Origin of the sequence: Mycolicibacterium boenickei, from assembly GCF_010731295.1 — a bacterium.
In the GTDB taxonomy this organism is placed as follows: domain Bacteria; phylum Actinomycetota; class Actinomycetes; order Mycobacteriales; family Mycobacteriaceae; genus Mycobacterium; species Mycobacterium boenickei.
The window spans coordinates 1,474,206-1,498,323 of record NZ_AP022579.1 but is presented as its reverse complement, the minus strand read 5'-3'; the positions used below and the strand labels follow the sequence as shown (position 1 = coordinate 1,498,323).

Annotated in this window: 23 protein-coding genes; 12 read left to right on the top strand and 11 right to left on the bottom strand. The window is 67.4% G+C overall.

Annotation, left to right across the window (positions count from 1 at the left end):
• Positions 1 to 106: 106 nt before the first annotated feature.
• Complete coding sequence (locus G6N57_RS06990; RefSeq protein WP_077741809.1) at positions 107 to 1,354, bottom strand: MFS transporter; 1,248 nt, start codon at positions 1,352 to 1,354, stop codon at positions 107 to 109.
• 64 nt (positions 1,355 to 1,418) lie between these two features.
• Here G6N57_RS06990 and G6N57_RS06985 point away from each other — a divergent pair, with 64 nt between their 5' ends.
• Together G6N57_RS06985 and G6N57_RS06980 are read left to right on the top strand one after the other, a co-directional pair.
• Complete coding sequence (locus tag G6N57_RS06985) at positions 1,419 to 1,808, top strand: PPOX class F420-dependent oxidoreductase (protein WP_077739847.1); 390 nt, start codon at positions 1,419 to 1,421, stop codon at positions 1,806 to 1,808.
• A gap of 25 nt (positions 1,809 to 1,833) precedes the next feature.
• Positions 1,834 to 2,133, top strand: a complete 300-nt coding sequence (locus tag G6N57_RS06980; RefSeq protein ID WP_077739846.1) for an MTH1187 family thiamine-binding protein — start codon at positions 1,834 to 1,836, stop codon at positions 2,131 to 2,133.
• On the opposite strand, the gene ricR is transcribed toward G6N57_RS06980, so the two are convergent.
• Positions 2,130 to 2,435 carry a copper-sensing transcriptional repressor RicR gene (ricR, locus tag G6N57_RS06975; protein ID WP_070945471.1) on the bottom strand — a complete coding sequence of 102 codons (306 nt, stop codon included), beginning with the start codon at positions 2,433 to 2,435 and terminating at the stop codon, positions 2,130 to 2,132. The genes G6N57_RS06980 and ricR overlap by 4 nt on opposite strands.
• Positions 2,436 to 2,533: 98 nt before the next feature.
• Between ricR and G6N57_RS06970 the strand changes: the two genes are divergently transcribed.
• The 3 genes from G6N57_RS06970 (at position 2,534) to G6N57_RS06960 (ending at position 6,026) form a co-directional block, all read left to right on the top strand.
• On the top strand, positions 2,534 to 3,010 hold the full coding sequence (locus G6N57_RS06970) for a hypothetical protein (protein WP_133118363.1): 477 nt from the start codon (positions 2,534 to 2,536) through the stop codon (positions 3,008 to 3,010).
• Positions 3,011 to 3,054: 44 nt separating this feature from the next.
• Positions 3,055 to 4,788, top strand: a complete 1,734-nt coding sequence (gene ilvD / locus G6N57_RS06965; RefSeq protein ID WP_077739844.1) for a dihydroxy-acid dehydratase — start codon at positions 3,055 to 3,057, stop codon at positions 4,786 to 4,788.
• Between the two features lie 71 nt (positions 4,789 to 4,859).
• Positions 4,860 to 6,026, top strand: coding sequence for an ankyrin repeat domain-containing protein (locus tag G6N57_RS06960; RefSeq protein ID WP_077739843.1), 1,167 nt, complete (start codon positions 4,860 to 4,862; stop codon positions 6,024 to 6,026).
• Here G6N57_RS06960 and G6N57_RS06955 read toward each other — a convergent pair.
• Both G6N57_RS06955 and G6N57_RS06950 read right to left on the bottom strand, forming a co-directional pair.
• Complete coding sequence (locus tag G6N57_RS06955; protein WP_077739842.1) at positions 5,998 to 8,604, bottom strand: LuxR C-terminal-related transcriptional regulator; 2,607 nt, start codon at positions 8,602 to 8,604, stop codon at positions 5,998 to 6,000. The two genes, G6N57_RS06960 and G6N57_RS06955, sit on opposite strands and share 29 nt — an antisense overlap.
• Before the next feature lie 177 nt (positions 8,605 to 8,781).
• Entirely contained in the window at positions 8,782 to 9,222 is a 441-nt protein-coding gene (locus G6N57_RS06950) for an SPW repeat protein (protein ID WP_077739841.1), read from the bottom strand.
• A 136-nt stretch (positions 9,223 to 9,358) separates the two neighbouring features.
• On the opposite strand from G6N57_RS06950, the gene G6N57_RS06945 reads away from it, so the two are divergent.
• Complete coding sequence (locus G6N57_RS06945; RefSeq protein ID WP_097926259.1) at positions 9,359 to 10,882, top strand: hypothetical protein; 1,524 nt, start codon at positions 9,359 to 9,361, stop codon at positions 10,880 to 10,882.
• Between the two features lie 99 nt (positions 10,883 to 10,981).
• Positions 10,982 to 11,962 carry a nitronate monooxygenase gene (locus G6N57_RS06940; RefSeq protein ID WP_077739838.1) on the top strand — a complete coding sequence of 327 codons (981 nt, stop codon included), beginning with the start codon at positions 10,982 to 10,984 and terminating at the stop codon, positions 11,960 to 11,962.
• A gap of 97 nt (positions 11,963 to 12,059) precedes the next feature.
• Here G6N57_RS06940 and G6N57_RS06935 read toward each other — a convergent pair whose 3' ends face one another.
• The gene (locus G6N57_RS06935; protein WP_097926258.1) at positions 12,060 to 12,776 is read right to left on the bottom strand and encodes a TetR/AcrR family transcriptional regulator; all 717 of its coding nucleotides are present in this window, start codon (positions 12,774 to 12,776) and stop codon (positions 12,060 to 12,062) included.
• Positions 12,777 to 12,804: 28 nt separating this feature from the next.
• Between G6N57_RS06935 and G6N57_RS06930 the strand changes: the two genes are divergently transcribed.
• Both G6N57_RS06930 and G6N57_RS06925 read left to right on the top strand, forming a co-directional pair.
• The gene (locus G6N57_RS06930; RefSeq protein WP_234815780.1) at positions 12,805 to 13,953 is read left to right on the top strand and encodes an oxygenase MpaB family protein; all 1,149 of its coding nucleotides are present in this window, start codon (positions 12,805 to 12,807) and stop codon (positions 13,951 to 13,953) included.
• A gap of 1 nt (position 13,954) precedes the next feature.
• Positions 13,955 to 15,646, top strand: coding sequence for an aldehyde dehydrogenase family protein (locus tag G6N57_RS06925; RefSeq protein ID WP_077739836.1), 1,692 nt, complete (start codon positions 13,955 to 13,957; stop codon positions 15,644 to 15,646).
• Here the strand turns inward: G6N57_RS06925 and G6N57_RS06920 are convergent, their stop codons facing one another.
• Positions 15,647 to 16,228 carry a TetR/AcrR family transcriptional regulator gene (locus G6N57_RS06920; RefSeq protein ID WP_077739835.1) on the bottom strand — a complete coding sequence of 194 codons (582 nt, stop codon included), beginning with the start codon at positions 16,226 to 16,228 and terminating at the stop codon, positions 15,647 to 15,649.
• A gap of 139 nt (positions 16,229 to 16,367) precedes the next feature.
• On the opposite strand from G6N57_RS06920, the gene G6N57_RS31975 reads away from it, so the two are divergent.
• The 3 genes from G6N57_RS31975 to G6N57_RS06905 are packed head-to-tail and all read left to right on the top strand — an operon-like array spanning position 16,368 to position 20,279.
• Positions 16,368 to 17,090 carry an SAM-dependent methyltransferase gene (locus G6N57_RS31975; protein WP_077739834.1) on the top strand — a complete coding sequence of 241 codons (723 nt, stop codon included), beginning with the start codon at positions 16,368 to 16,370 and terminating at the stop codon, positions 17,088 to 17,090.
• A complete protein-coding gene (locus tag G6N57_RS06910) occupies positions 16,996 to 17,382 on the top strand; it encodes an MmpS family transport accessory protein (protein ID WP_234815784.1) in 387 nt (128 codons plus the stop codon). Before G6N57_RS31975 ends, G6N57_RS06910 begins: the two co-directional genes overlap by 95 nt.
• Positions 17,379 to 20,279 (top strand): MMPL/RND family transporter, encoded by a 2,901-nt coding sequence (locus G6N57_RS06905; RefSeq protein ID WP_077739832.1) that lies wholly within the window; start codon positions 17,379 to 17,381, stop codon positions 20,277 to 20,279. The genes G6N57_RS06910 and G6N57_RS06905 overlap by 4 nt, the downstream gene beginning before the upstream one ends.
• A 93-nt stretch (positions 20,280 to 20,372) precedes the next feature.
• On the opposite strand, the gene G6N57_RS06900 is transcribed toward G6N57_RS06905, so the two are convergent.
• Genes G6N57_RS06900 through G6N57_RS06880 form a run of 5 tightly spaced genes read right to left on the bottom strand, consistent with a single transcriptional unit; the run spans position 20,373 to position 24,097 of the window.
• Entirely contained in the window at positions 20,373 to 21,002 is a 630-nt protein-coding gene (locus tag G6N57_RS06900) for an O-methyltransferase (RefSeq protein ID WP_165777790.1), read from the bottom strand.
• 49 nt (positions 21,003 to 21,051) lie between these two features.
• The gene (locus G6N57_RS06895; protein WP_077739830.1) at positions 21,052 to 21,522 is read right to left on the bottom strand and encodes a TIGR04338 family metallohydrolase; all 471 of its coding nucleotides are present in this window, start codon (positions 21,520 to 21,522) and stop codon (positions 21,052 to 21,054) included.
• Positions 21,519 to 22,262, bottom strand: a complete 744-nt coding sequence (locus G6N57_RS06890; protein WP_097926257.1) for a DUF2786 domain-containing protein — start codon at positions 22,260 to 22,262, stop codon at positions 21,519 to 21,521. Before G6N57_RS06890 ends, G6N57_RS06895 begins: the two co-directional genes overlap by 4 nt.
• Before the next feature lie 9 nt (positions 22,263 to 22,271).
• Positions 22,272 to 23,261: an alpha/beta fold hydrolase gene (locus G6N57_RS06885; protein ID WP_077739828.1), complete on the bottom strand. Its 990-nt coding sequence runs from the start codon at positions 23,259 to 23,261 to the stop codon at positions 22,272 to 22,274.
• Complete coding sequence (locus G6N57_RS06880; RefSeq protein WP_077739827.1) at positions 23,258 to 24,097, bottom strand: alpha/beta hydrolase; 840 nt, start codon at positions 24,095 to 24,097, stop codon at positions 23,258 to 23,260. Before G6N57_RS06880 ends, G6N57_RS06885 begins: the two co-directional genes overlap by 4 nt.
• Positions 24,098 to 24,118: the final 21 nt, after the last annotated feature.

The window sequence follows — 24,118 nt, the reverse complement described above, 5'->3', positions numbered from 1 at the left end:
TCACAGCGCGGTGACCAGCTACTGCCGCGAGAAGCCGTCATCCCCCGACAACCACCGTTTCCACGGCGCTGAACTGCGATGTTTATCGACTGTGAGCGTGCTCGCGTTACTTCTCTGTGGTAGCGCAGGAAACTGTGAACACGCCACGAGTCAGCGCGACGCCGCTCAGCGCGACGATGATCAGCATCGCAGCGGCGCCGAGGGTCGGGGCAGCACCGCCGTGGTCGTAGATCGCGCCACCGATCAGCGCACCGCCCATGATGCCGACCTGGAAGGCCGCTACGTACCGGCCTGACGCGCCATCGGGGTCGTCCGGCGAGGTGCGCATCGCCGAGGCCTGCAGCATCGGTGGCAAAGCCGTCGACGCCGCACCCCAGACCACGACGGCCGCTGCCCCCAGCAGCACGACCGCCAGTCCGGACCACGATTCGACGGCCAGCACCGACAACGTGAGCAGCGCAGCGGCCAGTGCGCCCAGACAGCCCAGCACCGAGGCCTTGGGCCACAGGTCCAGGGGTCGGGCCATGGCGGCCATCCCGGCCAGACCGGCGATCCCGAACCCGGCCAGCAGCCACGCCAGGTGCGGCCCATGGATCCCGACCACGTCCCGGATGATCACCACGATGAAGGTGAAGGCGACGAAATGCCCGGTGACCCCGATCAGCGTCAGCACCGACAGGGTGAGCAGCCTGCGGTTACGCCGGTGGCCGTGCCTCGCCACCGCAGCCTGCGTCGCGCCGGAGACCGGCGCGAGCGCCGGCAGCAGGGTCCACGCGGCCAGGGCCACCACGGCTGCGGCCACGGCGATGACCGCCACGGCCTGGCGCCAGCCCCACATCGCGCTGAGCGCCGCGGCCAGCGGGTTACCCACGACCAGGGCCAGCCCGGTGCCCACATAGACCGCGGCGGTGGCCCGGCCGGCGTGGCTGGCCGGAACCAGCCGGGCTCCGATCGGTGCGATCACCGACCACATCAGCCCGTGCGCCAGCGCGCACAGCACCCGGCCGCCGGCCAGCACCGCGAAGTTCGGCGCGAGCGCGGAGATCACCTGGGAGACCGTCAGACACACCAGGGTGGCGACCAGCGTCCGGCGTCGCGGCCAGCGCGCCGTCAGCCGCACCAGCGCGACCGTGGTCAGCGCGGCAACCAGGGCATAGCTGGCCATCAACGTGGCGACCAGGCCCTCGCTGACCCGAAGGTCGGTGGCGATCGCCGGCAGCGCACCGACCGGGAGCATCTCGGCGGTGACGTAGACGAACGCCGCCGCCGCGAGGACGGCGAGTTGCGTGGCAACGCGTGGTGTCCACGGGCTGGTGTGGGCGGGGAGCGATTCGCCGGCGACGCTGAAGGTCATGCTGGGATGCCACGGTAGTGCCATAACGTTGCCGTGCGTGGTTGCCGAACCGAGAGGATGCGCAATGGTTGCAGTGCCTGATGGCTACGAGGATCTGTTGACGAGGCCGCTGTTCGGCCATCTGGCCACCACCAGGCCCGACGGGTCGGTGCAGGTGAATCCGATGTGGTTCGAATGGGATGGCACGCACCTGCGCTTCACCCACACCACCAAGCGCCAGAAGTACCGCAACATCACGGCGCATCCCGAGGTGGCGATGTCCATCCACGATCCGGACAACCCGTACCGCTACCTGGAGGTCCGCGGCGTGGTCGACGAGATCGTGCCGGACCCCACCGCGGCGTTCTTCCTGTCACTCAACGACCGCTACAGCGGGTCGCTCAACGAGGTGCCGGCGGACGCCCCCGACCGCGTGATCCTTCAGGTGCGCCCGACGGTGTTCAGCAAGCACTGACCGATCAGAGCGCACAATCGATTCCGTGATTGTCGCGTTCAGCATCAGCCCGACGGGCGGGGATGAAACCGGAAGTGTCAGCGCCGCGGTGGCCGAAGCGGTGCGGGTGGTGCGGGCCTCTGGCCTGCCCAACGAGACCAATGCCATGTTCACCAACATCGAGGGTGAATGGGATGAGGTCATGGCCGTGGTGAAGCAGGCCGTTGACGCGGTAGCCGCGGTTTCGCCGCGAGTCAGCCTGGTGTTGAAGGCCGACATTCGTCCCGGCTACACCGGGCAGCTCACCGCGAAGGTCGAGCGGATCGAGCAGGCCCTGGCCGACTAGGAGCGGACCAGGCGGGCGATGGCGGCCGACGCCTCGGCCAGCTTGGCCTCGGCCTGATCCCCGCCTTCGGAGACAGCCTGGGTCACGCAATGTCCGAGGTGCTCGTCGAGCAGACCGAGCGCCACCGACTGCAGCGCACTGTTGACGGCGCTGATCTGGGTGAGGACGTCGATGCAGTACTTGTCCTCTTCGATCATCTTGGCGATGCCCCGGACCTGGCCTTCGATCCGGCGCAGCCGTTTGGCGTAGTTGTCCTTCTGCGCCGAGTAGCCGTGTGCACCCGAGTTGTCAGCCGCGTCCATGACCCCAGTATACGGGTACCCCACCGGGGTATGCATGCCGATTTGGCCGGGCGAAATAGTGCCAACGGCCCACCCCGGCGGCCGATACGCTCGACGCGATGTCACAGCCTCCCTGGCCTGGCCCTTACGGCGAGTCGCCGGCCTATCCGCCACCCGCCTGGCCGGTTCCACCGCAGCCTCTGCCCGTGGAGCCGGGTGGCCGTTCCGGGCTCGGTACCGCCGTCACCGTCGTCAGCATCATCGTCACGATTGCGCTGTGGATCGTGGCCGTGCTCGGCGCCGCTGCTGCCGCGTGGTTGTCGCTGTTCTTCGCGATGTCCACCGACACCTGCCACGCGACCTGCGGCCCCACCCCGTATGACGATCAGGTCTATCCCACGATCTTCGGCTGGATCGGCGGCGGGCTGGCCGCCGGACTCGCGGGGAGCATCGTCATGGTGTTCTTCACGCGCCGCTGGCTGTGGGTCTGGCCTGCACTGTCGATCGTGTGCACCGTCGTGGGATTCCTGATGGGCTCGATCTCACCGTCAAGGCCACGGAGTGGACCGGCTGACCGATACCCCCTACAGGTATAGAAAGAATTTGGGCGGCTAACTAACCGGGAGGCATACTTACCTGCATGTCTTCCGAGACCCCTGACAATTCTCTTCGCGCAAGCGGCTCATCGCCCGATATCAAGCCCCGCAGCCGCGACGTCACCGACGGCCTGGAGAAGGCCGCTGCCCGCGGAATGCTCCGCGCGGTAGGCATGGGGGACGACGACTGGGTCAAGCCTCAGATCGGCGTCGGGTCTTCTTGGAACGAGATCACGCCGTGCAACATGTCGCTGCAGCGGCTCGCCCAGGACGTCAAGGACGGCGTGCACGAAGCCGGGGGCTACCCGTTGGAGTTCGGCACCATCTCGGTGTCCGACGGCATCTCGATGGGCCACGAGGGAATGCACTTCTCCCTGGTTTCCCGCGAGGTGATCGCCGACAGCGTCGAGACCGTGATGCAGGCCGAGCGCCTCGACGGCTCGGTGCTGCTGGCCGGCTGTGACAAGTCGATCCCCGGCATGCTCATGGCGGCAGCCCGCCTGGACCTGGCCTCGGTGTTCTTCTACAACGGCTCGATCATGCCCGGCGTCGCCAAGCTCACCGACGGCACCGAGAAGGAAGTCACGATCATCGACGCCTTCGAGGCCGTCGGCGCGTGCGTGCGCGGGTTGATGTCGCGCGAGGACGTCGACATCATCGAACGGGCGATCTGTCCGGGCGAGGGCGCGTGCGGCGGCATGTACACCGCCAACACCATGGCGTCGGCTGCCGAGGCACTCGGTATGTCGTTGCCGGGCAGCGCATCTCCGGTCGCCGTGGACAAGCGCCGCGGCGAGTTCGCCCGTCGCTCGGGCGAGGCGGTCGTCGAGATGCTGCGCCGCGGCATCACCGCGCGCGACATCCTCACCAAGAAGGCCTTCGAGAACGCCATCGCCGTGGTCATGGCGTTCGGCGGGTCCACCAACGCCGTGCTGCACCTGCTGGCCATCGCCAAGGAGGCCGAGGTCGAGCTGACGCTGGCCGACTTCACCCGCATCGGTAACAAGGTGCCCCACCTGGCCGACGTGAAACCGTTTGGCCGCCACGTGATGAAGGACGTCGACGAGATCGGCGGCGTGCCGGTCGTCATGCGCGCGCTGCTCGATGCCGGCCTGCTGCACGGCGACTGCCTGACGGTCACCGGCAAGACCATGGCCGAGAACCTCGCCCACATCGCTCCCCCGGACCCCGACGGCAAGGTGCTGCGGGCGATGAACAACCCGATCCACCCGACCGGCGGCATCACGATCCTGCACGGGTCACTGGCCCCCGAGGGCGCCGTGGTGAAGTCCGCGGGCTTCGAGTCCGACGTGTTCGAGGGCACCGCAAGGGTTTTCGAGCGCGAGCGGGCGGCTTTGGACGCGCTGGAGGACGGCACCATCACCCACGGCGACGTCGTGGTGATCCGCTACGAGGGCCCCAAGGGCGGCCCGGGCATGCGCGAGATGCTGGCCATCACCGGCGCCATCAAGGGCGCCGGGCTGGGCAAGGACGTGCTGCTGATGACGGACGGCCGGTTCTCCGGCGGTACGACGGGCCTGTGCGTCGGGCATATCGCTCCGGAGGCCGTTGACGGCGGGCCCATCGCCTTCGTCAAGGACGGTGACCGGATCCGCCTGGACGTGGCGAACGGGACGCTCGACGTGCTGGTCGACGAGGCCGAGTTCGAGGCCCGCAAGGTCGGGTTCGAGCCGCTGCCGCCGCGCTACAAGACCGGCGTGCTGGCCAAATACACCAAGCTGGTCCAGTCCGCCGCCGTCGGCGCTGTCTGCAACTAGCCGGGATTCGTGCACGACTTTCCGCGCCGACCGCGGAAAATCGTGCACATATCACCGAGTAAGCAAGGGTCATGGCCAGCCGTCTACCGAGCAACCCCTCGATCGACCACCTGCGGGTCGAAGTCGGCACGTGGCAGCGCGAGAAGCGTGTACCGCTGGACGAGGCCGAGTTCGCCGTTGCCCGCGACTACGGTTTCAGCAGCTGGTCCGGGCTGGTGCGCTACCTGCGGGACGCGGCCGAACTCAGCGTTGACCCCGGTGCGCTCGACGAGGAGGCCCTTCCCTCCGCGGACCGGTTCTGCTCGTGGGCTTCGTTGCGCTACAACGAAACCGATGCCCCACCCCGCTGGGGTGCCGCCGCGGAGCTGCTCGCCGCCGAACCCGATCTGGCCGACGAACACATCTGGGCCGCCGCATCGGCCGCAGACCCCGCAGCACTGGCCCGGCACCTGAGGCATCGGCCCGCGTTGGCCAACCAGGGCGGTGGCCCGTTCGGCTGGGTTCCGCTGATGTATCTGAGCTATTCGCGAGTTCCGTTGGACCACAACGGCGACGACGCGCTCGCGGCCGCCACGATCCTGCTCGATGCCGGCGCCGACCCGAACGCCGGGTATCTCTGGTGCGGGCTGTCCACCCCGTTCACGGTGCTGACCGGGGTGTTCGGCGAGGGTGAACAAGGGCCGCGGCGTCAGCCCCGCCATCCGCTCGCACCGGAACTGGCCACGTTGCTGTTGACCAGGGGTGCCCATCCGGTCGACCAGCAGACGCTGTACAACCGGATGTTCCGCGCCGACGACTCGCACCTGGAACTGCTGTTCGCGCACGGACTGACCAGTGCCGGCCCGAGCCCGTGGGAGCTGCGGCTCGGCGAGGCCATGGAATCCCGGGACGAAATGTGGCGCCGCCAGGTCGGCTGGGCGGCCGAGCATGGGTTCACCGACCGGCTCGATCTGCTCGCCCGGCACGGAATCGACGTCACCGGAGTAGAAGTGGCCGCTCCGGCATTCCCCGACGACCCCAATGCGCTCGACGACGAAGGTGCGACGGCGCTGCACCAGGCCGCCTGGGCCGGGGACCTCGAGCTGATCCGGCGCCTGCTCGACGCCGGGGCAGACGTGACCATCGCGGACCGCAGATTCGGCTCCACCCCGCTGGAGTGGGCCGAGCATGCCTACCAGACCGAGGCTGCCGACGTGCTCCGAGGCGCCGTCACTGCCCCTTCGGACCGCGACGGATGATGGCGGCGAGCTGCTCACGTGAGCTCGCGCCGACCCGCTGACAGGCCCGATAGAGGTGCCCTTCGACGCTGCGCACCGACATCACCAGCCGCTCGGCGATCTGTTTGTTGGACAGCCCCGCGACGACGAGTTCGACGATCTCACGCTGCCTTCCGGTCAGCGGCTGACCGGCCGGGTTGCGCAGCGCCGGGGTGCACAGCCCGCCGCATTCGTCGGCGCTCTCCTGCGCCAGCGCCGCCGCATACGCACTGCGCTTGCCCTGCCCGTGACGGCCGAACGCGACCGCGGCCTGCGCGGTGGCATCGGTGGCGGTGGCCCGGTCTCCGAGAGCTCGGTATTCCCCTGCTGCAGCGAGTAATTCCGCGCCGTCGTCGGCCGCCAAGGCCTCGATGTGGCGGGCCACCGTCTCGGCCACCGGCAGCTTCAAGGTGTCGGCAAGCTCCCGTGCCCGCGCGGCACCGGACGTGTCGCCCCACTGCGCGGCGGTCTGCAGACACAACAGTTCATGCGTCGGCTGTTCGTATCTCGCCGCGTCGCGGCCTGCTTCGCGTACCACGTCGACGGCGTCGGTCAGCGCGCCACCGGCGGCCAGCGTCCACGCGGTGGCCACCGACATCGCGGTGCGGGCGAACACGTAATCGTCGGGCATCATCTGGCCGACTCCGGCCAGAGCGTCGGTTGCCGCGGCGGCTTGGCCGAGTTTGGCATACGCCTCGGCCAGGGCGAAACAACTGGCGATACGCAAACCGGTTGTTATCTCATGCGTTTCGGCACCGGCGTACGCCTCATGCAGGTGTTTGACGGCGGCGGGCAGGTCGGCGCTTGCCAGTTCGGCATGGCCGAGCAGGTTGGCGAGATTGGCATAGACCAGGCCTGGGACGTCACGCGCCGACTCGTCGAGCCGGACGGCCATGGCCGTGATTTCGTCGATACGCCCGGTCAGGCGGCAGGCGCGGCCGTGGACCGCCCCGAACCAGAAACGCATCGGCGAGGATTCGAATGAGGTGTTGGCCCGTTCGATGGCCTGCTCGGCGACAGAGCCGATGTCGTCGACGTGCCCCAGCGCACCGAAGGCCATCATCAACGCGATCGAGGCCATCATGGCGTGAAAATCGGGCAGCCCGCCCGAATCCAGAGCGGTCCTGGCATTTTCCTCGGCACTCGCGCAGTGCCCGAGCACCGCATCGACACAGGCCTGAATGGCCAGTCGCTCCATCCGCTGCGCATCGGATTCTGCTGCCTCGGAGAGCTTTTCCAAGATCACGCGGGCGTCGCGCGGCCGGCTGAGCATCCAGGCCAGGTTGGCCGCCCGGATCGTCGCCCAATGGTGGCTGTCCGGCGCACCGTCGGCGCTGATGGCCCGCAGGACCGTCTCGGCTTCGTCACCCCGGCTCAACAGGACCAACGTCATGGCCCGCATCGGTGCCGCCTCGGGAGCGCCGCATTCACCTGCGGCAGCGGCGAATCGGTTCGCGGCATCGGGGTCGAGGAGGACGGCGGCGCACCGAGCCGCGGTCAGATACAGCTCCGGATCAGGTGGCAGGTCGGACTGCAGCGCCAGCAGTGCCCGGCGCACCGTCGCGCGCATGTCGCTGTCGGGCTCCGCCGCCAGTCGGCGCGCGAGCTTCCCGCGGATTTTCGACAGGTGCATCTCACCGGCTGTGGCCCTGCGTAATTCGCCGTACAGCGGATGCGCCAGGGTCGCCACGAGGCCACGCCCGGCACGTTCGACCCTGACCAGATGCATCTGCTCCGCGGCCTCCAGGTCAGCGGGGTCGACCAGGTCGACGAGGATGTCGACACTCAGCGGTTCGCACTGCGAAAGCGTGTCGAGTACCAGCGCCATACCGGGCTCGAGTTCGCCGAGGCGACGCCCCACCATGTCAGAGATGCTCTGGGACACGGCCACATCGCCGTCCCACATCCATACCCCCGCGGATTTGTGCATCCGCCCGGCGGCGACCTGGTCCTTCACCAGCTGCAGCAGGTACAGCGCGTTGCCTCCGGTGAGTTTCCAGAAGCGGCGCGTGCTGCGGCTGTCGACCGGTCCGCCGACCGCGGATTCGATCAGCGTCGCGGCCGCTGTGGCGGACAGCGGTTCGAGGTCGATCCGGTCGAGCAGGCTGTCCTTCCACAGGGCGGTCACCGCGTCGGGTTCCGGGCCGCCGGACCGCGCGGTGACGACGAGGCGCACCCCCTGCGTCTGTGCCAGTTGGTGGACGACGTGCGCGGACAGTGGATCGAGTAGGTGGGCGTCGTCGACGCCGATGACGACCTTGCCCATGCGCTGCTGGGCCACGAAGGAATCGATCACGCGCCGCACGTCCGGCAACGGATCGCACATGCTCTGACTGATCGATCCGGTGAACGCCCCCAGCGGGATGGCGCGAGCGGATTCGGTGCCGACGAACCAATTGGTCCGATGTCCGGACGCCGCGGCGTGGCTGAGGGCCTCCCGCGCCAACCGGGTCTTGCCGACGCCGGCACTGCCGACGATCACCACACCGTGATGGGTTCCCGGCCCACCAAGGGAGCGACGGATCGCCGCCAGTTCTTCTTCCCGCCCCGCCAGCTTCATCTCAGCAGTTCGTACCCGCCATCGCCGTCATCGAAGTCCTGCGATTGCCCAGAATATGGCGCAAAACCCGACCCGGGGAGCAAATTGACGCATCATCCGATTCGCGGGCCGGTCCCGGCACGCAGATTTCCCCTCCAGCCGGAGTCCGGCTGGTCCGTCGGCTTCGCCTACTGCCGGTTAGGCGTGCCGCGCTTCAGAATTGCGCACCCGCATTCCGAAGTACATCGCGTTGAAGCCCAGCACCATCACGAGCGCACCGCTGATCACGTGCGACCAGATCATGCCTGCGGTCGGTCCACTGACAAACACCCACGGCGAGATGATCAGCCACACACCGAAGATCGGCAGTGTCCAGGTCATGCCGTGCGCACGGTCCAGCGCGAAGCTGAAACACATTGACAGGAACGCGATCGCCCCTCCGACGATCAGATCGTTGACCGTGAGCCTGCTGAAGGCGTCGAAGCCGACGATCCATGGTGACAGCGCGACGTACATCGCTGTCAGCAACGTCAGGCCGAAGGTGACCTGCGCGGCCATCGACTCTGCGACCCGGTCATAGCCCGCCCGAAGGGCCATGATGTCGGGATGTAGGTCGATTGATGAATGGACCGTACTCATTTCTTTTCCTTTCCGTTACACGGCAAGGTGTTTGAGCCCTACCGCACCCATCCATCACTTCCCAGATTACGCCGCAAACGCGGTGCCGGCGCCGGCCGTCGACGCCCCTCGGCAGCCGGCAAGTACAGTCATCTCAATGCGGTGGCGCAGCAACGCCCGAACGGATGACCCCACCGGCGCACGTCGGCAACTCGGCTGGTTCGCAACGCTGTTCGCGATGGCGCTGGTTTTCCATTACTCCGACAGCCAGCCCCTCGCGGTGGCGCCGGCGCTGCTGGCGGGCCTGCCCGCGCTGATCTTTCCCGGCTCGGTGGCCGCGGCCGGCCTGGCTGTGGCCGCCGGGGCCACCGTGGCCGTGCTGAGCCTGCCTGCCGCGTCGAACCATCTCATGCTCAGCCTGCTGGTCGCCGTCGCGCTCGGTACCGCCGCACTGTGGGCGTTGGTCGCACGCGACCGGCCCGACGTCCCGGACAGCTTCGTCGAACGCTGGCTGGCAGCCGCGCGCACTCCGGTCGGCCTGGTGTTGCTCGTGGTCTATCTGTTCACAGTTTTCGACAAGCTGAACACCGCGTACTTCACCCCGGAAACTTCGTGTGGCGGCGAGTTGTTCGGCCAGCTCATCTGGCTCAACGGCTTCGACGATGCGGTGCCGGGGCCGGTGGTCGGGCAGTTCGTCGCCATCGTCGCGGTCGTGATCGAGGCCGCCATTTTCGTGTTGCTGGCGGTGCCGCGCCTGCGGTTCTGGGGCGTGCTGCTCGGTGTCGGCTTCCACTCGATCTTGGCGTTGGCCTCGTTCTATGACTTCGCCACGGTCGTCTTCGCGGTGTACGTGCTGCTGGTCCCGACCGAGGTGTTCGCCACCCTGTCGCCCCGGCACCGCGAGCGTGCGTGTCTGCCGCCCGACACACCGCGAAACGTCGGCATTTTGGGCACGCTCGCAATGATCGGGCGACCGCGGGGCCTGGCGCTCACCGGTCTCGCGGCCCACGTGCTGGTGAGTCTGGTATCGAGCTCGGCCGAGTCGCCGGACAGCCCGATCGGCCTGCCGTGGCACACCCTGCTCGTCCTCACGTGGGCCGTCGCGGTGATCCCGTTCATGGTCGCGCTGCTGCGGGCTTACCGCGCTGCCGAGTTGGCCGGCGTCCGCGCCCCGAACTGGCAGCTACGCCCCCTGGTGCTGCTCCTCGCGCCATTGCTGGCCGTCGCCAACGGGGTCACACCATACGTGGGGCTCAAGACCGTCGCGAACTACTCGATGTTCAGCAATCTGCACACCGAGGAAGGCACCACCAACCACCTGCTGCCGGGCATCACCGCCCTCCAACTGGCGGATTACCAGCGGGACACCGTGACCCTGGTCGGGCTGGAGTTGCCCGAGCATGCGGGCGATACGACATACCTTCGCCGGCAGACCCGCTGGCTGTCCGAAGACCCTCCGATCCGCATCCCCTGGCTGGAGCTGCGCCGCACCGTGCTGCTGTGGCGGGATGCGGGACTAACCGGCGTCCGCGTCGCCTACCTGCACGACGGACCCCCGCGGGTGGTGGACGACGCGACGCACGACCCGGTCCTGTCAGCGCCGCTGCCGTGGTGGCAGCGCCACCTGCTCGCCTTCCGCGCCGTCGACTCCGGTTCCGGCCCCGACATCTGCCGCTGGTAGCCCAGGCACCGCGACCGTGCGCGTCTGTCGGCCGCCACGCCGTAGAACGTCGGCAGTTTGCGCCCGCTCGGGCCGACCCAGATGGCGCAGAATCGCGGAATGGACATCGCAGATCGGCTGAAACTCGATGTGCCCGTGGTCCAGGCGGGCATGGCCGGCGGTATCGCGGGTGCGCCACTGGCCGCCGCGGTGGCAGCGGCCGGCGGGCTGGGCACATTGGGACTCCTACCGCCCAGGCAGCTGAAGGCGGCAATCGCGACGGTCCGCGACCAGGTGCCCGGCCGCGCCGTTGCGGTCAATCTGTTGATGCCGTTCCTCCGCCGCTCGCATATCGAGGTCTGCCTCGAAGCGAGGATCGACATTGCGGTGATGGCGTTCGCGATCGATCGAAATCTGATCCGACGACTGTCAGACGGCGGCGTTTTCGTCTTGGTGATGGTCGGCACCCAAGCGCAGGCCGCCGAGGCACTGGCCTACGGAGCCGACGGATTGATCGCACAGGGCCGGGAGGCAGGCGGACATCTGGTCGGCACCCAGGCGCAGGCGGATTTCTTGCCAAAAGCCTTGACCCTGGCCGGTTCTCGCCCCATCTTCGCCGCGGGTGGCATCGCGACGGCCGCCGACACCCGTGCGGCGCTCGCCGCCGGAGCCTCGGGTGTGGTGGCGGGCACGCGGTTCCTGCTCACCCACGAGTCCGGCGCCCACCCGGTTTACCGGCAGCGGATCATCGAGGCGGACAGCACGATCGAGACGACGGCGTTCGGCCTGGCCTGGCCGGAACGACATCGGGTTCTCCCGAACGCCATGACAATGCGCTGGTGCCACCCGGACGGGCGCACCCGCCGACTGCCCGCGGCGATCAACAAGTACAGCGGGCCGTTGTCCCGGATCCCCGACCGTGGCGACGGCGCGCTCCTGCGCCTTCAGCACCCCGCGCTGCCGCTCCTCACCCCGATCACGCTCACCGCAGACATGCCCGCGAAATGGGTGGACCGCGCTGCGCTCTATGCCGGTGAGACCGCGCTGCGGCTGGACCGGGTCACGTCGGCCGCACAGGCTGTGGCCGATCTCGCGCCGTAGTGCTTGCCCTCTCGTACGTCGCGGAGCGTGCACAAAATGCCGACGCTTTGCGGCGTGGCGGCCAGCAGACGCGCACGCTCGCGGTGCAAAAGAAGCCTCAGACGTCGGCGCCGACGCGGGCCGGGTCGCGGTACGTCTCGGCCTGCGCGGCGATCACATCGGGTGTCGGTAGCGGCTCGGCACGGTCCACGTACACACCGCCGGCCCGCAGGGTGTCGTCGACCAGCAGCCAGATCCACCGCACCAGATCGGCCACCAGCCGGTCCTGCTCGGTGGAACCGGGTTGATCGAGCCACCGGCCGGTCGTCGATTCGACCAGCCCGACGATCGCGAAGGCCAACGGCTCTGGATCCGTGGGGACACCAAAAGCGTTGAGGTACACCGTGAACAGCACGCCGAGCTGGGTCCCGATGGTCAGCCTGATGTCGGCGATGGCGTCAGGCGTCGCGGCGTCCTCGCCGAGTGAGCACCGCGCCAGGTAGCGGTACAGGTTGCGGTGCTCGACTAGGAATCGCACGTGGGCGCCGACGCTGGCCTCGATGATCTGGGACATCGAACCGTGTGGGGTCCACAGCGGCGCGAGTTCGGCCTGGAGCATCTCGGCGGCGCGCTGCGCGATCGCGCGCTGCAGGTCGGCGGCGCCGGCGAAGTGCCGGTAGAGCTTGGTGCGGGTGACCCCGACGTACGCGGCGATCTGCTCGGTCGAGGTCTGCGGACCGTGTTCGGCGATCGCGGACAGCGCGGCGTCGACGAACTCTGCCCGTCGGCGTTCCCGCTGGCCTGCCCATCGGCCGCCCCTCACGCCTGGTTCCACAGATACACCCTAGCCAATCAAGTGGTACATGTCGTACCATTCACTCAACTGGTACGTGATGTACCACTTGATTCTGAAGGGAACGACGCAGATGAACGCGTTGATCGCAGTTCGCAAAGCAGCAGGCCTACCGGCAGTCGCCGAACCCTTGGCACCCGCAGAGGACTACGGCTTCTTCGGCCCGGATTCGGTCACCTGGAAGGTGTGGAGCTACCCCACCTCGCTGCTGATCGGCTTCTCCCGGGCGGTGACCATCGAGCACCTCGACCCGTTCCTGGCCGCCGCGGTCGACGCCACCGGGCAGGTCTACGCCCGCACCCGACTGCGCTACGACCGGACCATGCAGTACTTCGCCCTGGTCGCCTTCGGCGATGCCAAGTCCGTCCTCGACGCGTCCGAGATCCTGGTCAAGATCCACTCCAAGGCCATCGGCACCGAACCGATCACCAAGCGCCCGTTCGACGCCAACGATCCGCACTCGCAGCTGTGGATCCACCTGACCGCGTGGCACTCGATCCTCTACAGCTACGAGATGTTCGGCCCCGGCAAGCTCACCGCGGCCGAGGAGAGCCAGTACTGGGAGGAATGCGCGCGGGCCGCGGAGTTCCAGACCATCAATCCCGACGACGTACCGCGCACCCGCGAGGGCATCCGCGAGTACTTCGAGAGCTTCCGGCCCGATCTCGTCGGCTCCGAGGTGGCCCAGCGGATGATGGACTACCTGGTCGACCTGGGCTACCACATCCTGCCCGAGCGGATGCCGCGCTGGATGCGCACGGCGTTCAACATTCCGATGCGGGCCGCCATCATCGCCACCATGCCGCAGTGGATGCGGCTGCTGGGCGGCATCCCCCAGCGCCGGATCGCCGACATCGCAGCACGGGCCGTGGTGCGCCCCTTCCTGAAGGTCATCGCCGCCAATCCGCGCCTCGAGCTGGCTGTCCTGGACCTCACCACGCCGCACACCACACCCATCGTCGGCCCAACCTTGATGGACATCCCGGCCAAGAACACCGTGACCTACACCCCGGCCGAGGCCAGGGCCAAATGGGACCGGACCACTCCGTTCGAGCAGTACGCTGCGATCGTGGCCAAGCGGGAAGCGGGTGAAGGCCCGACCCCGTACGTCCACAACCATCACGACGCACTGGTGCAATTCGACAAGAGCGCGAGCTGACATGACCGAAACGCAGATCGACGAGGCCCTCGAGGAACTCGTCGAGGGCGAAAAGACCTGGGCCTCCCTGTCATTGGCGGCCCGCCGCGGATTGCTCGACGAGGTGCGCGCCCTGACCGTGCGCCACGCCGCCGAGTGGGTCGACGCTGCCGTCGGCATCAAACAACTGGACCCGTCCTCACCGCTGGTCGGCGAGGAATGGATTTCCGGTCCGTACTCACTGGCAGCCGGCCTGGGCGCCCTCTCGGAGAGCCTGGCCAAACTCGAGGCCGGCCGCAGCCCGCTCGACGGCGCCGAGTTCGGTTACGCCCCGGGCGGCCGGACCACGGTAAAGGCCTTACCGCTCAACACCTTCGACCAGCTACTGATGTCCGGGTTCAGCGCCGAGGTGTGGCTGCAGCCCGGTATCGAGAAGGCCGAGGCGATTCGGGCGGCCGGCCTGGCTCAACGCGACCCGTCCCGCACCAACGGCGTCGGCGCGGTTCTGGGCGCGGGCAACATCTTCTCGATCGCCCCGCTCGACACCATCTACGAGCTGTACGCCAACAACCGGGTGGTGGCCCTCAAGCTCAACCCGATCACCGATCCGCTGCTGCCCGTGCTCACCACGGTGCTCGCCCCGTTCATCGCGATCGGCGCGGTGCGGATCCTGACCGGCGGAGCCGAGGCGGGGACATACCTGGTGCGGCACAAGCTCGTCGACCATGTGCACATGACCGGCAGCGCGCTGACGTATGACGCCATCGTGTTCGGCACCGGGGAAGAGGGCGCCCGGCGCAAGGCCGCGGACGAGCCGGTGCTCGACAAGGAGATGACCGCCGAGCTCGGCGGGGTGTCCCCGACCATTGTGCTGCCCGGCACGTGGAGCAATTCCGACATCGAGTTCCAGGCCAATCACGTTGCCACGCAACGTCTGCACAACAACGGCTACAACTGCGTGGCCGCACAGGTGGTGGTGCTGCCCAAGCGTTGGGCGCAGCGCGAGGAGTTCATCGCCGCGATCCGCAAGGCTGTCAACGACGCACCGGCACGGCCCGCCTACTACCCCGGCTCCGACGTCCGGGTGGCCAGCGCGGACGCGTCGTATCCGGACGCACAGCATCTGGGCTCGAGGGGTGCCCGGGTGCTGGTGGTCGATCCGGCCGACCGGGATGCGTTGTTGCGCACCGAGTACTTCGGTCCGGTGCTCGGGGTGATCGAACTCGACGTCCCTGACGACCAATTCGCCGAAGAGGCCGTGCGAGTCGCCAACGACGAGTTCGTCGGCACCCTCGGGGTGAACATCATCGCCCACCCGGACACCCTCGCCGGCCTCGGCGAGAAGTTCGACCACCTTGTCGAGCAGCTGCGCTACGGCACCATCGCGATCAACGCCTGGACCGGCGTCGGCTACCTGACCCCGACGGCGACCTGGGGTGCGTTCCCCGGACACAAGCGCAACGACATCCAGAGCGGAACCGGCGTGGTGCACAACGCTTTTCTGCTCGACCGCCCGGAGCGCACCGTGGTCCATGGCCCGTTCCGGCCCGCACCACGCTCGGTGGTTCACGGGGAGTGGTCGTTGTCGCCCAAGCCGCCGTGGTTCGTCAACAACCGCACCGCCGCGACGACGGGCCGGCTGCTGGTCGACTTCGCCGGGGCACCCGGATGGGGCAAGTTGCCTGCGATCTTCGCGTCGGCGCTGCGGGGTTAGTCAGGCGGAGGCGACGGGTGTGGACTGCGCGCAGAGCAACCGCTGCGCGCACTCCAGCAGCACCCGGTGCAGCTCCTCGTCGGTGACGTCGTTGAGTGCCGGGTCGGTCGCGCTGCCATAGATGCCTGCGGCGAGCACCGACATGCAGATCCGGCTGGCCGCGTCGGGGTCGGGACCGAGCAGGATCCCGGTCAGCCGTTCGATCGTGTCCTGAAGTTCGGCCCGGCTCTGCACCAGGCCGTCGATGACGGGGTCGCCGTGGAACACGGCGGTCACCCGCCGGTGCCGCACCGCCATCTCCACCATGCCGCTGACGGCGGCCTCCCGGCGGGCCTCGGGTGTGGACATGGCCTCGGCGATCCGGACCAGCCGCATCATGTCGTCGAAGACGGGCTGGATGACCGCCAGCGCGATCTCGTCCTTGGAGTGGAACTGGTAGTAGACGGCTGCCTTGCTGACGCCGAGACGGTCGGCGATCATCTGCAGCGACGTGCCGTTCACACCGTGCTCCGCGAACAGGCTCAACGCCGCTTCCAGCACTCGCTCGCGGGCAAAGCCACGCGGCGCAACAGCCTTCGCCACACCTGTCCCTTCGTCGCGCTGAGCGTACCCAAGGGTGCTAGATCACACCGTAAATTAAACGGACTAACTTGATTGAAGTTAGCCGACTGTATAGGTTTCACTTTACATCCGGCAAGGAAATCCGCGGGGAGGTGTACTGATGCCGAGTTCATGCCTGGCACCCTTGGCAGACCACCTCGACACCTACCTCATGGCAGCCGTCGAAACCGGCGTCGAGCAGGTGGTTTTCCTCGCTTCCGATCTGGACCCGCGTCCTTATCAACTGCCATGGCCCGTCGGCACCACCGTGTACGTCGTCGACAACCCCGCGATCCTCGAGGTCAAGACCGACGCACTGGCCGGCACCACACCGACGGCTGATGTCCGCGGCGTTCCCGCCGACATCAGCGCGAACTGGCCCGCCGCACTCACTCAAGCCGGATTCCACGCCGAACGGCCGACCCTGTGGAGTGTGGAAGGCGTACTACCCTTCATCCCATTGGATGAGCAGCGTCGGCTCGTCGTCGACATCACCGCCATGAGCGCGCCGGGCAGCCGGCTGATCTCGGAGATGTCGGTCAGTCCCTTCGGGGACGATTCCGGCGGGGAACTCGCCGCGGATGTCGACGTAGAAAGATGTTGGCGGGAATCCGCCGACGCCGACATGATCACGAAGTGGCAATGGAGCTGCGCAGCTAGCCGGTACGTCACCGCGTACCTGACCTCCGAAAGGCCGACCAGCGAATATGAAGCTGTTGAGACGGTTCTGGATTCCGTTGATCATCATCGTGGTGGTGGTGGTCGGCGGATTCACGGTGATGCGGGTACGGACCTTCTTCGGCGCAGGCGACGGCACCGGTATCGCCAGCGCCAAGGTCGATGACACCAAGCCGTTCGATCCCAAGGTCGTGGTCTACGAGATCTACGGCGTGCCCGGAGCGACCGCGGACGTGAACTACCTCGATCTCGACGCCCAGCCCCAGCGCATCGACGGGGTGACCCTGCCCTGGACGCTGCGGCTGGAGTCCACCGCCCCCTCGGTGTTCCCCAACATCGTTGCGCAGGGCAACGGCGACACGATCAGCTGCCGCATCACCGTCGATGACGAACTCAAGGACGAGAGAACCTCCAACGGCGTGAACGCCCAGACCTTCTGCTTGGTGAAATCTGCATGAGCAATTACGACACCCCGACCGACTCGATCCCGGTCGCCTCCGCACCGCAGCCCAGCAACCACGGCGGCATCGCCAAGTGGATCCGGCGCCTGGCCGTGCCGATCATCATCGGCTGGATCGCCGTCATCGGCGTTCTCAATGTGATCGTCCCCCAGCTCGAAGAGGTGGGGAAGATGCGCTCGGTGTCCATGACGCCGGACGACGCGCCGTCGATGATCGCGATGAAGCGCGTCGGCGAGGTGTTCCAGGAGTTCAAGTCCAACAGCTCGGTCATGGTCGTCATCGAGGGCGACAAGCCGCTGGGCGATGACGCCCACAAGTACTACGACCAGATCGTCGAAAAGCTCGAGGCCGACAAGAAGCACATCGAGCACGTCCAGGATTTCTGGGGCGATCCGCTGACCGCGTCCGGTGCCCAGAGCTCCGACGGCCTGTCGGCCTATGTGCAGGTCTACACCGCCGGTAACCAGGGTGAGGCGCTGGCCAACGAATCGGTCGAGGCCACCGAGCACATCGTCCAGAGCGTCCAGGCGCCGGATGGCGTCAAGGCCTACGTCACCGGACCGGCCGCCATGGCCGCCGATCAGGAGATCGCCGGTAACCGCAGCCTCGAGATGATCACCGCGCTGACGTTCGTGGTCATCATCGTCATGCTGCTGACGGTCTACCGCTCCATCGTGACGGTGATCCTCACGCTGTTCATGGTGGTGCTGTCACTGTCGGCCGCCCGCGGCCTGGTGGCGTTCCTGGGCTACTACAACATCATCGGGCTCTCCACGTTCGCCACCAACCTGTTGGTGATGCTGGCCATCGCCGCCTCCACCGACTACGCGATCTTCCTGATAGGCCGATATCAAGAGGCCAGAAGTGTCGGTGAAGACCGAGAGTCGGCCTACTACACGATGTTCCACGGCACGGCGCATGTGATCCTGGGCTCGGGCCTGACCATCGCCGGTGCCACGTTCTGTCTGCACTTCACGCGCCTGCCCTACTTCCAGTCGCTGGGTATCCCGCTGGCCATCGGCATGGTCATGGTGGTGCTGGTCGCCCTGACCCTCGGCTCGGCGATCATCACGGTGGCCACCAAGTTCGGCAAGACGCTGGAACCCAAGCGGGCCATGCGGACTCGCGGGTGGCGCAAGATCGGTGCCGCCGTGGTGCGTTGGCCCGGACCGATCCTGATCGCCACCATCGCCATCTCGCTGGTCGGCCTGTTGACCCTGCCCGGGTACAAGACCAACTACAACGACCGCAAGTACCTGCCCGCCGACCTGCCGGCCAACACCGGGTACGCCGCCGCGGACCGGCACTTCTCCCCGGCCCGGATGAATCCCGAATTGCTGTTGATCGAAAGCGATCACGATCTGCGCAACTCGGCGGACTTCCTGGTGATCGAGCGGATCGCCAAGCGCATCGTCGGGGTGCCGGGTGTCTCCAGGGTCCAGGCCATCACGCGCCCGCAGGGAACGCCGATCGAGCACACCTCGATCCCGTTCAACATCAGCATGCAGGGCACGACCCAGACCATGAATCAGAAGTACATGCAGGACCGCATGGCCGACATGCTCAAGCAGGCCGACGAAATGCAGGTCACCATCGACACGATGGACAAGATGATCGCGCTGATGGAGCAGATGCGCGACGTCATGAACAGCATGGTCGGCAAGATGCACGGCATGGTCGACGACATCAAGGAACTCCGCGACCACATCTCGGATTTCGACGATTTCTTCCGGCCGATCCGTAACTACCTGTACTGGGAACCGCACTGCTACAACATCCCGATGTGCTGGTCGATCCGGTCGGTGTTCGACACCCTTGACGGAATCGACACCATGACAGCCGATTTCGAGCAGATCGTGCCGGACATGGACAAGATGAACGCTCTGATCCCGGTGATGATCGCGAACATGCAGCCGATGATCGCGACCATGAAGACGATGAAGACCATGATGCTGACCATGCAGGCCACCCAGGGCGGCATGCAGGATCAGATGGCGGCGATGCAGGACAACTCCACCGCCATGGGTCAGGCCTTCGACGCGGCCAAGAACGACGACTCGTTCTATCTGCCACCGGAAACCTTCGACAACCCGGACTTCAAGCGCGGCATGAAGATGTTCCTGTCCCCCGACGGGCACGCCGTGCGGTTCATCATCAGCCACGAGGGCGACCCGATGAGCCCCGAAGGGGTCGCTCACGTCGAACCCATCAAGCTGGCGGCCAAGGAGGCGATCAAGGGCACCCCGCTGGAGGGTTCCAAGATCTACCTCGGCGGCACCGCGGCCATGTTCAAGGACATGCAGGAAGGCGCCAACTACGACCTGTTGATCGCCGGAATCGCCTCGCTGTGCCTGATCTTCATCATCATGTTGATCCTGACGCGCAGCGTGGTGGCGGCCGCGGTCATCGTCGGCACAGTGGTGCTGTCCCTGGGCGCCTCCTTCGGTCTGTCGGTGCTCATCTGGCAGCACCTGATCGGCCTGGAACTGCACTGGATGGTGCTGGCCATGTCGGTGATCATCCTGTTGGCGGTCGGCGCGGACTACAACCTGCTACTGGTCTCCCGATTCAAAGAGGAGATACACGCAGGCTTGAACACCGGCATCATCCGCGCCATGGGCGGCACCGGATCGGTGGTCACCTCCGCGGGCCTGGTCTTCGCCTTCACCATGATGTCGATGGCGGTCAGCGAGCTGGCGGTGATCGGCCAGGTAGGAACCACGATCGGCCTGGGCCTGCTGTTCGACACCCTGGTCATCCGGTCCTTCATGACCCCGTCCATCGCGGCACTGATGGGCAAGTGGTTCTGGTGGCCGCAGATGGTTCGGCAGCGGCCGAAGCCCGAGCCGTGGCCCAAGCCGATCCAGCGCGAGCCGCAGGACGCTCTCTCCTAATCTCCGCGAGCGTGCGCGTCTGCTGGTCGACACACCGACAACCACCAGCAGATTGCGCACGCTCGTGGCGTTCGAGGAGGCGGTCAGAGCGGGTTACTTGAGGAGCGCGACAGCGAAGCCGTCCCAGCCCTTGGTGCCCACCGTCTGAATGGCGGCCGTATCCAGCCGCGGATGGCTGCCCATCATCTCCAGCATGTCGCGGACACCCTGCGCCTGCGCGTCGTCGGCCGCCGGTGCCAGCACCCGCCCGAACCGGGTGACGTTGTCCACCACGATGATTGAGCCTGGACGGCCCAGCTTGATCGCCCACTCCACGTAGCGCACGTTGTTCTCTTTGTCGGCGTCGATGAAGACCAGGTCGAAGACGTCACCGCGCTCGGCCAGCCGCGGCAACGTGTCGAGTGCGGCACCGACGATCACCTCGACCCGGTCGGCGACACCGGCCCGTGCCAGATTGGCCTGTGCCACCTCGGCATGGCGCGGCTCGTACTCGAGCGTGACGACGCTGCCATCCTCGCCCACGCCGCGGGCCAGGTTGATGGTGCTGTAGCCGGCGAGAGTGCCGATCTCGAGCGCCCGGCGCGCCCCGGAGATCGTGGCGAGCAGCGACAACAGCTTGCCGTGTTGGGCCGACACCTCGATGGCCGGCATATCGGCGTCGTGCGCGGATTGACGCGCCGCGGCCAGCGCGTCGTCCTCGGTGCGCAACACCTCGTTGAACATGGCATCGACTTCAGCGGGCTCGGTCACCTTCGCCAGGCTAGCCGCAGAGTCAGGCCACGCCCTCTTTCCCGTAGACCATCCGCAGCACCAGCCCGACCTCCGGGCCCATGATCGCCGTGCACAGCTCGATGTGGGTGGCGACGAAGTCCGGTCCGTGCGGCGGGTCCGCTTGGCTCAGGTGGTGGGCAAGTTCGTGCAGTACCACCAACTCTCGCAGCGCCCAGGTGTCGCGCTCGGGTACCGCGATGACGGCCTTGCCGTCGCTCAGCTCGTAGTGCGCCGCGGTGGCGCCCCGGCGGGGACGCACCGCCACCGGACCGGCACCAACCCGGGCGACGACGTCGTCGACGTAGCGCTGCACCGAGTCCACCGACCCGAATTTCGCCTCCGGCGGCAAGGTGAGCGAGGTGCCGAAGAAGTCGATGGCCCGCGAACTGTGTTGCGCCGCACGGTCGAACATGGTCCGCACGAACTGCTCCGCGGCGTAGACGCGGGCCCGCTGGCTGTCGCGGGCGCTCACTTCTCCAGGACGCCGCGCGCGCCGGAGATCTCCTGCTGCGGCCCGAGCCGGGCACGCCTGCCGGCTCGGTCCCCGGCGCGGCGGGCGGCCGACGAGTATCCGGCCGATGCACTGCTGGCCCGCCACGTGCCCCTGGCCTGCGACGCTGATCGATAGAAGCTCTTCAGCTCGACGTCCTTGTTCCGCAACGCGATTGCCGTTCCCGGGCGATCATCGCGGTCGGCCTCCTGCTGGGCCTCTTCTTTGGCCTCCGACAGCCGCTGCCCGATGCGGGCTCCGAACGCCAACTGGAAGTTGAGCCGGGCGGTGATGGTCGGTGTCGGGCGGTGCGCACCCGAGGCGATGTAGCTCTCGGACGCTTTGACCATCTGGAGCACCAGGCTGGTGTAGAGCGCGTGGGTGGCGTCGATGTCCTCGGCGAACCCGTAGGCGTAGACGAACGTCGAGTTGGACGCGACGTCGCACTTCACGTCGTTGGCCATGCCGATCACCACGAACAGCTGCACATAGGTGCGCAGCCCCTTGGTGCCGGCCTCCCCGATGGTGATGGTGCGCTGCACGGGCATCTGCGCCTTGGTGCGTTCGGCCGAGTGGGACCGGGCCAGTGCCAGGTCGATGGAGGTCGCCGTGGCCAGCCGTTGGGCCGCCGCCATGAATGCTTCGGCCTCGTGGGTGTTGTCGGTGCCTTCTGCCTGCCGCAACAGTGCGGCGATCCGCGCCAACATCTTGTCGTCGCTCACGCGACCAACCTAGCCATCGGCACCGACAAACTTGCCGACCGCGTCCACCACCTGCGGCGACAACGATCCGGGCTTGCCGTAGTTGGCGATGCTGTCGGTGGGATCGTCGCGCAGCACATGGTTGACGCCCTTGAGCTCGACGAGCGTCAGCGCGGTGTGCTTGAGCGCGTCGATCAGCGGACGCTCGATCGCGCAGCTGGCCTGGGAATCGGAATCCGAGCAGGTGAGCAGCACCGGCATGCCGTCGGGCAGCGCGGCGGCCAACTGAACGGGGTCGATCTTGTCGGCCTCGATGATGGCGTTGAGGTTGTCCTTGTTGACGATCGCGCTCAAGCCCTCGGGGAGGTTGGCGGGCACGGTGCCTTTCGTGCGGATCTCGTCGACGGCACCCAGCCAGGCCGTCAGCACCTCGGGGGTGGCGCCGGACCGCACCCGGTTGGTGATGATGTCCAGGTAGCGGCCGGACAGCGGCTGGAACAGCGCCAGCGAGTGGACCTTCGGATCACCTGCACCGGCCAGGGTCATCGCGTGGACGGCGCCTTCGCCCACCGCGTAGATCGACAGCTTGGCCGCGTCGGTGTCGGGTCGGCCGGCCAGGAACCGCAGTGCGGCGCGCGCCCCGCTGGTGTAGACGCCGCTGACCACGTCGGCGGGCTTCTTCTCGTACGGGCCGAGTTTGGTGGCGCCGGTGCCGATCTTGTCGTAACGCAGGCTGGCAACGCCCTTGTCCGACAACGTTTCCGCGAGCTGACGCATGTTGCCGACGGGTCCGACGACCTTGTTGTCGCCGTTGCGATCGGTGGGACCGCTCTCGGAGATGAGCAGCGCGGCCGGGCCCCTCGCCTCCTGGTGCCGGTAGGTCCCGTGGATGGTGAGGCCGTCGGCGTCGAACGTGACGTCGGTGTCGGTCCAGGACGGCTGCTGGGACTCCTTGGCGGACTCCGTCCCGCAGCCGGCCACCAGCAGCACTGAAAGTGCCACCGCTACAAGCTTTCTCACAGATGCGTCTCGATCCAGGTCGTCACGTCGTCGAGGACAAGCTCCTTCTCCGGCTCGTTGAACACCTCGTGGAACAGGCCCGGGTACACCTTGAGGTGCACGTCCGACGACCCCACGCACTCCACGAGGTGGCGGCTGCCCTCGGCGGCCACCAGGCGGTCCTTCTCGCCGTGCACCACCAGCAGCGGCGCGGTCAGCGCCGAGGCGCGCTGCGGCATGGTCTCGCCCACGATGATCAGCGCCCGGGCGATACCGGCGGGCACCTTGCCGTGCCACACCAGCGGATCGGCGTTGTAGGCGGCCACCACCGCGGGGTCCCGGGACACCGCGTTGGCGTCGAGGTTCTCCACCGGCAGCCCGGGAGCGATCTTGCCCAGCACCTTGGCCACGACCGCCAGCACCGGGGACACCGCGGCCTGCGCGGCGACCGCGGGCCCGGACAGCACCATCGCGGTGTATTCGTCGGGGTATTCGACGCCGTAGGTGAATACGATGCCGCCGCCCATGCTGTGCCCCAGCACGAGGAGCGGCAGGGCCGGGTACTGGGCGGCGGCGATACCGACCAGCGTGCGGAAGTCCCCGACATACTCCGACATGTCACGCAGGTACACCCGCTTGCCACCGGAGCGGCCGTGACCGCGGTGGTCGAGGGCGTAGACCACCAGCCCCGACTCTCCGAACCGCCGCGCGACGTGGTGGTAGCGCCCGGCGTGCTCACCGAGGCCGTGCGAGAGGACGACGACGCCTCTCGGCGCGACATCGGGAGTCCACACGTCGTAGACGATGCGGACCCCGCCGACGCCGTCGAAGGTCTGTTCACTGCGCGTGCTGGTCACCTTGGCGAGCGTATTCGATCG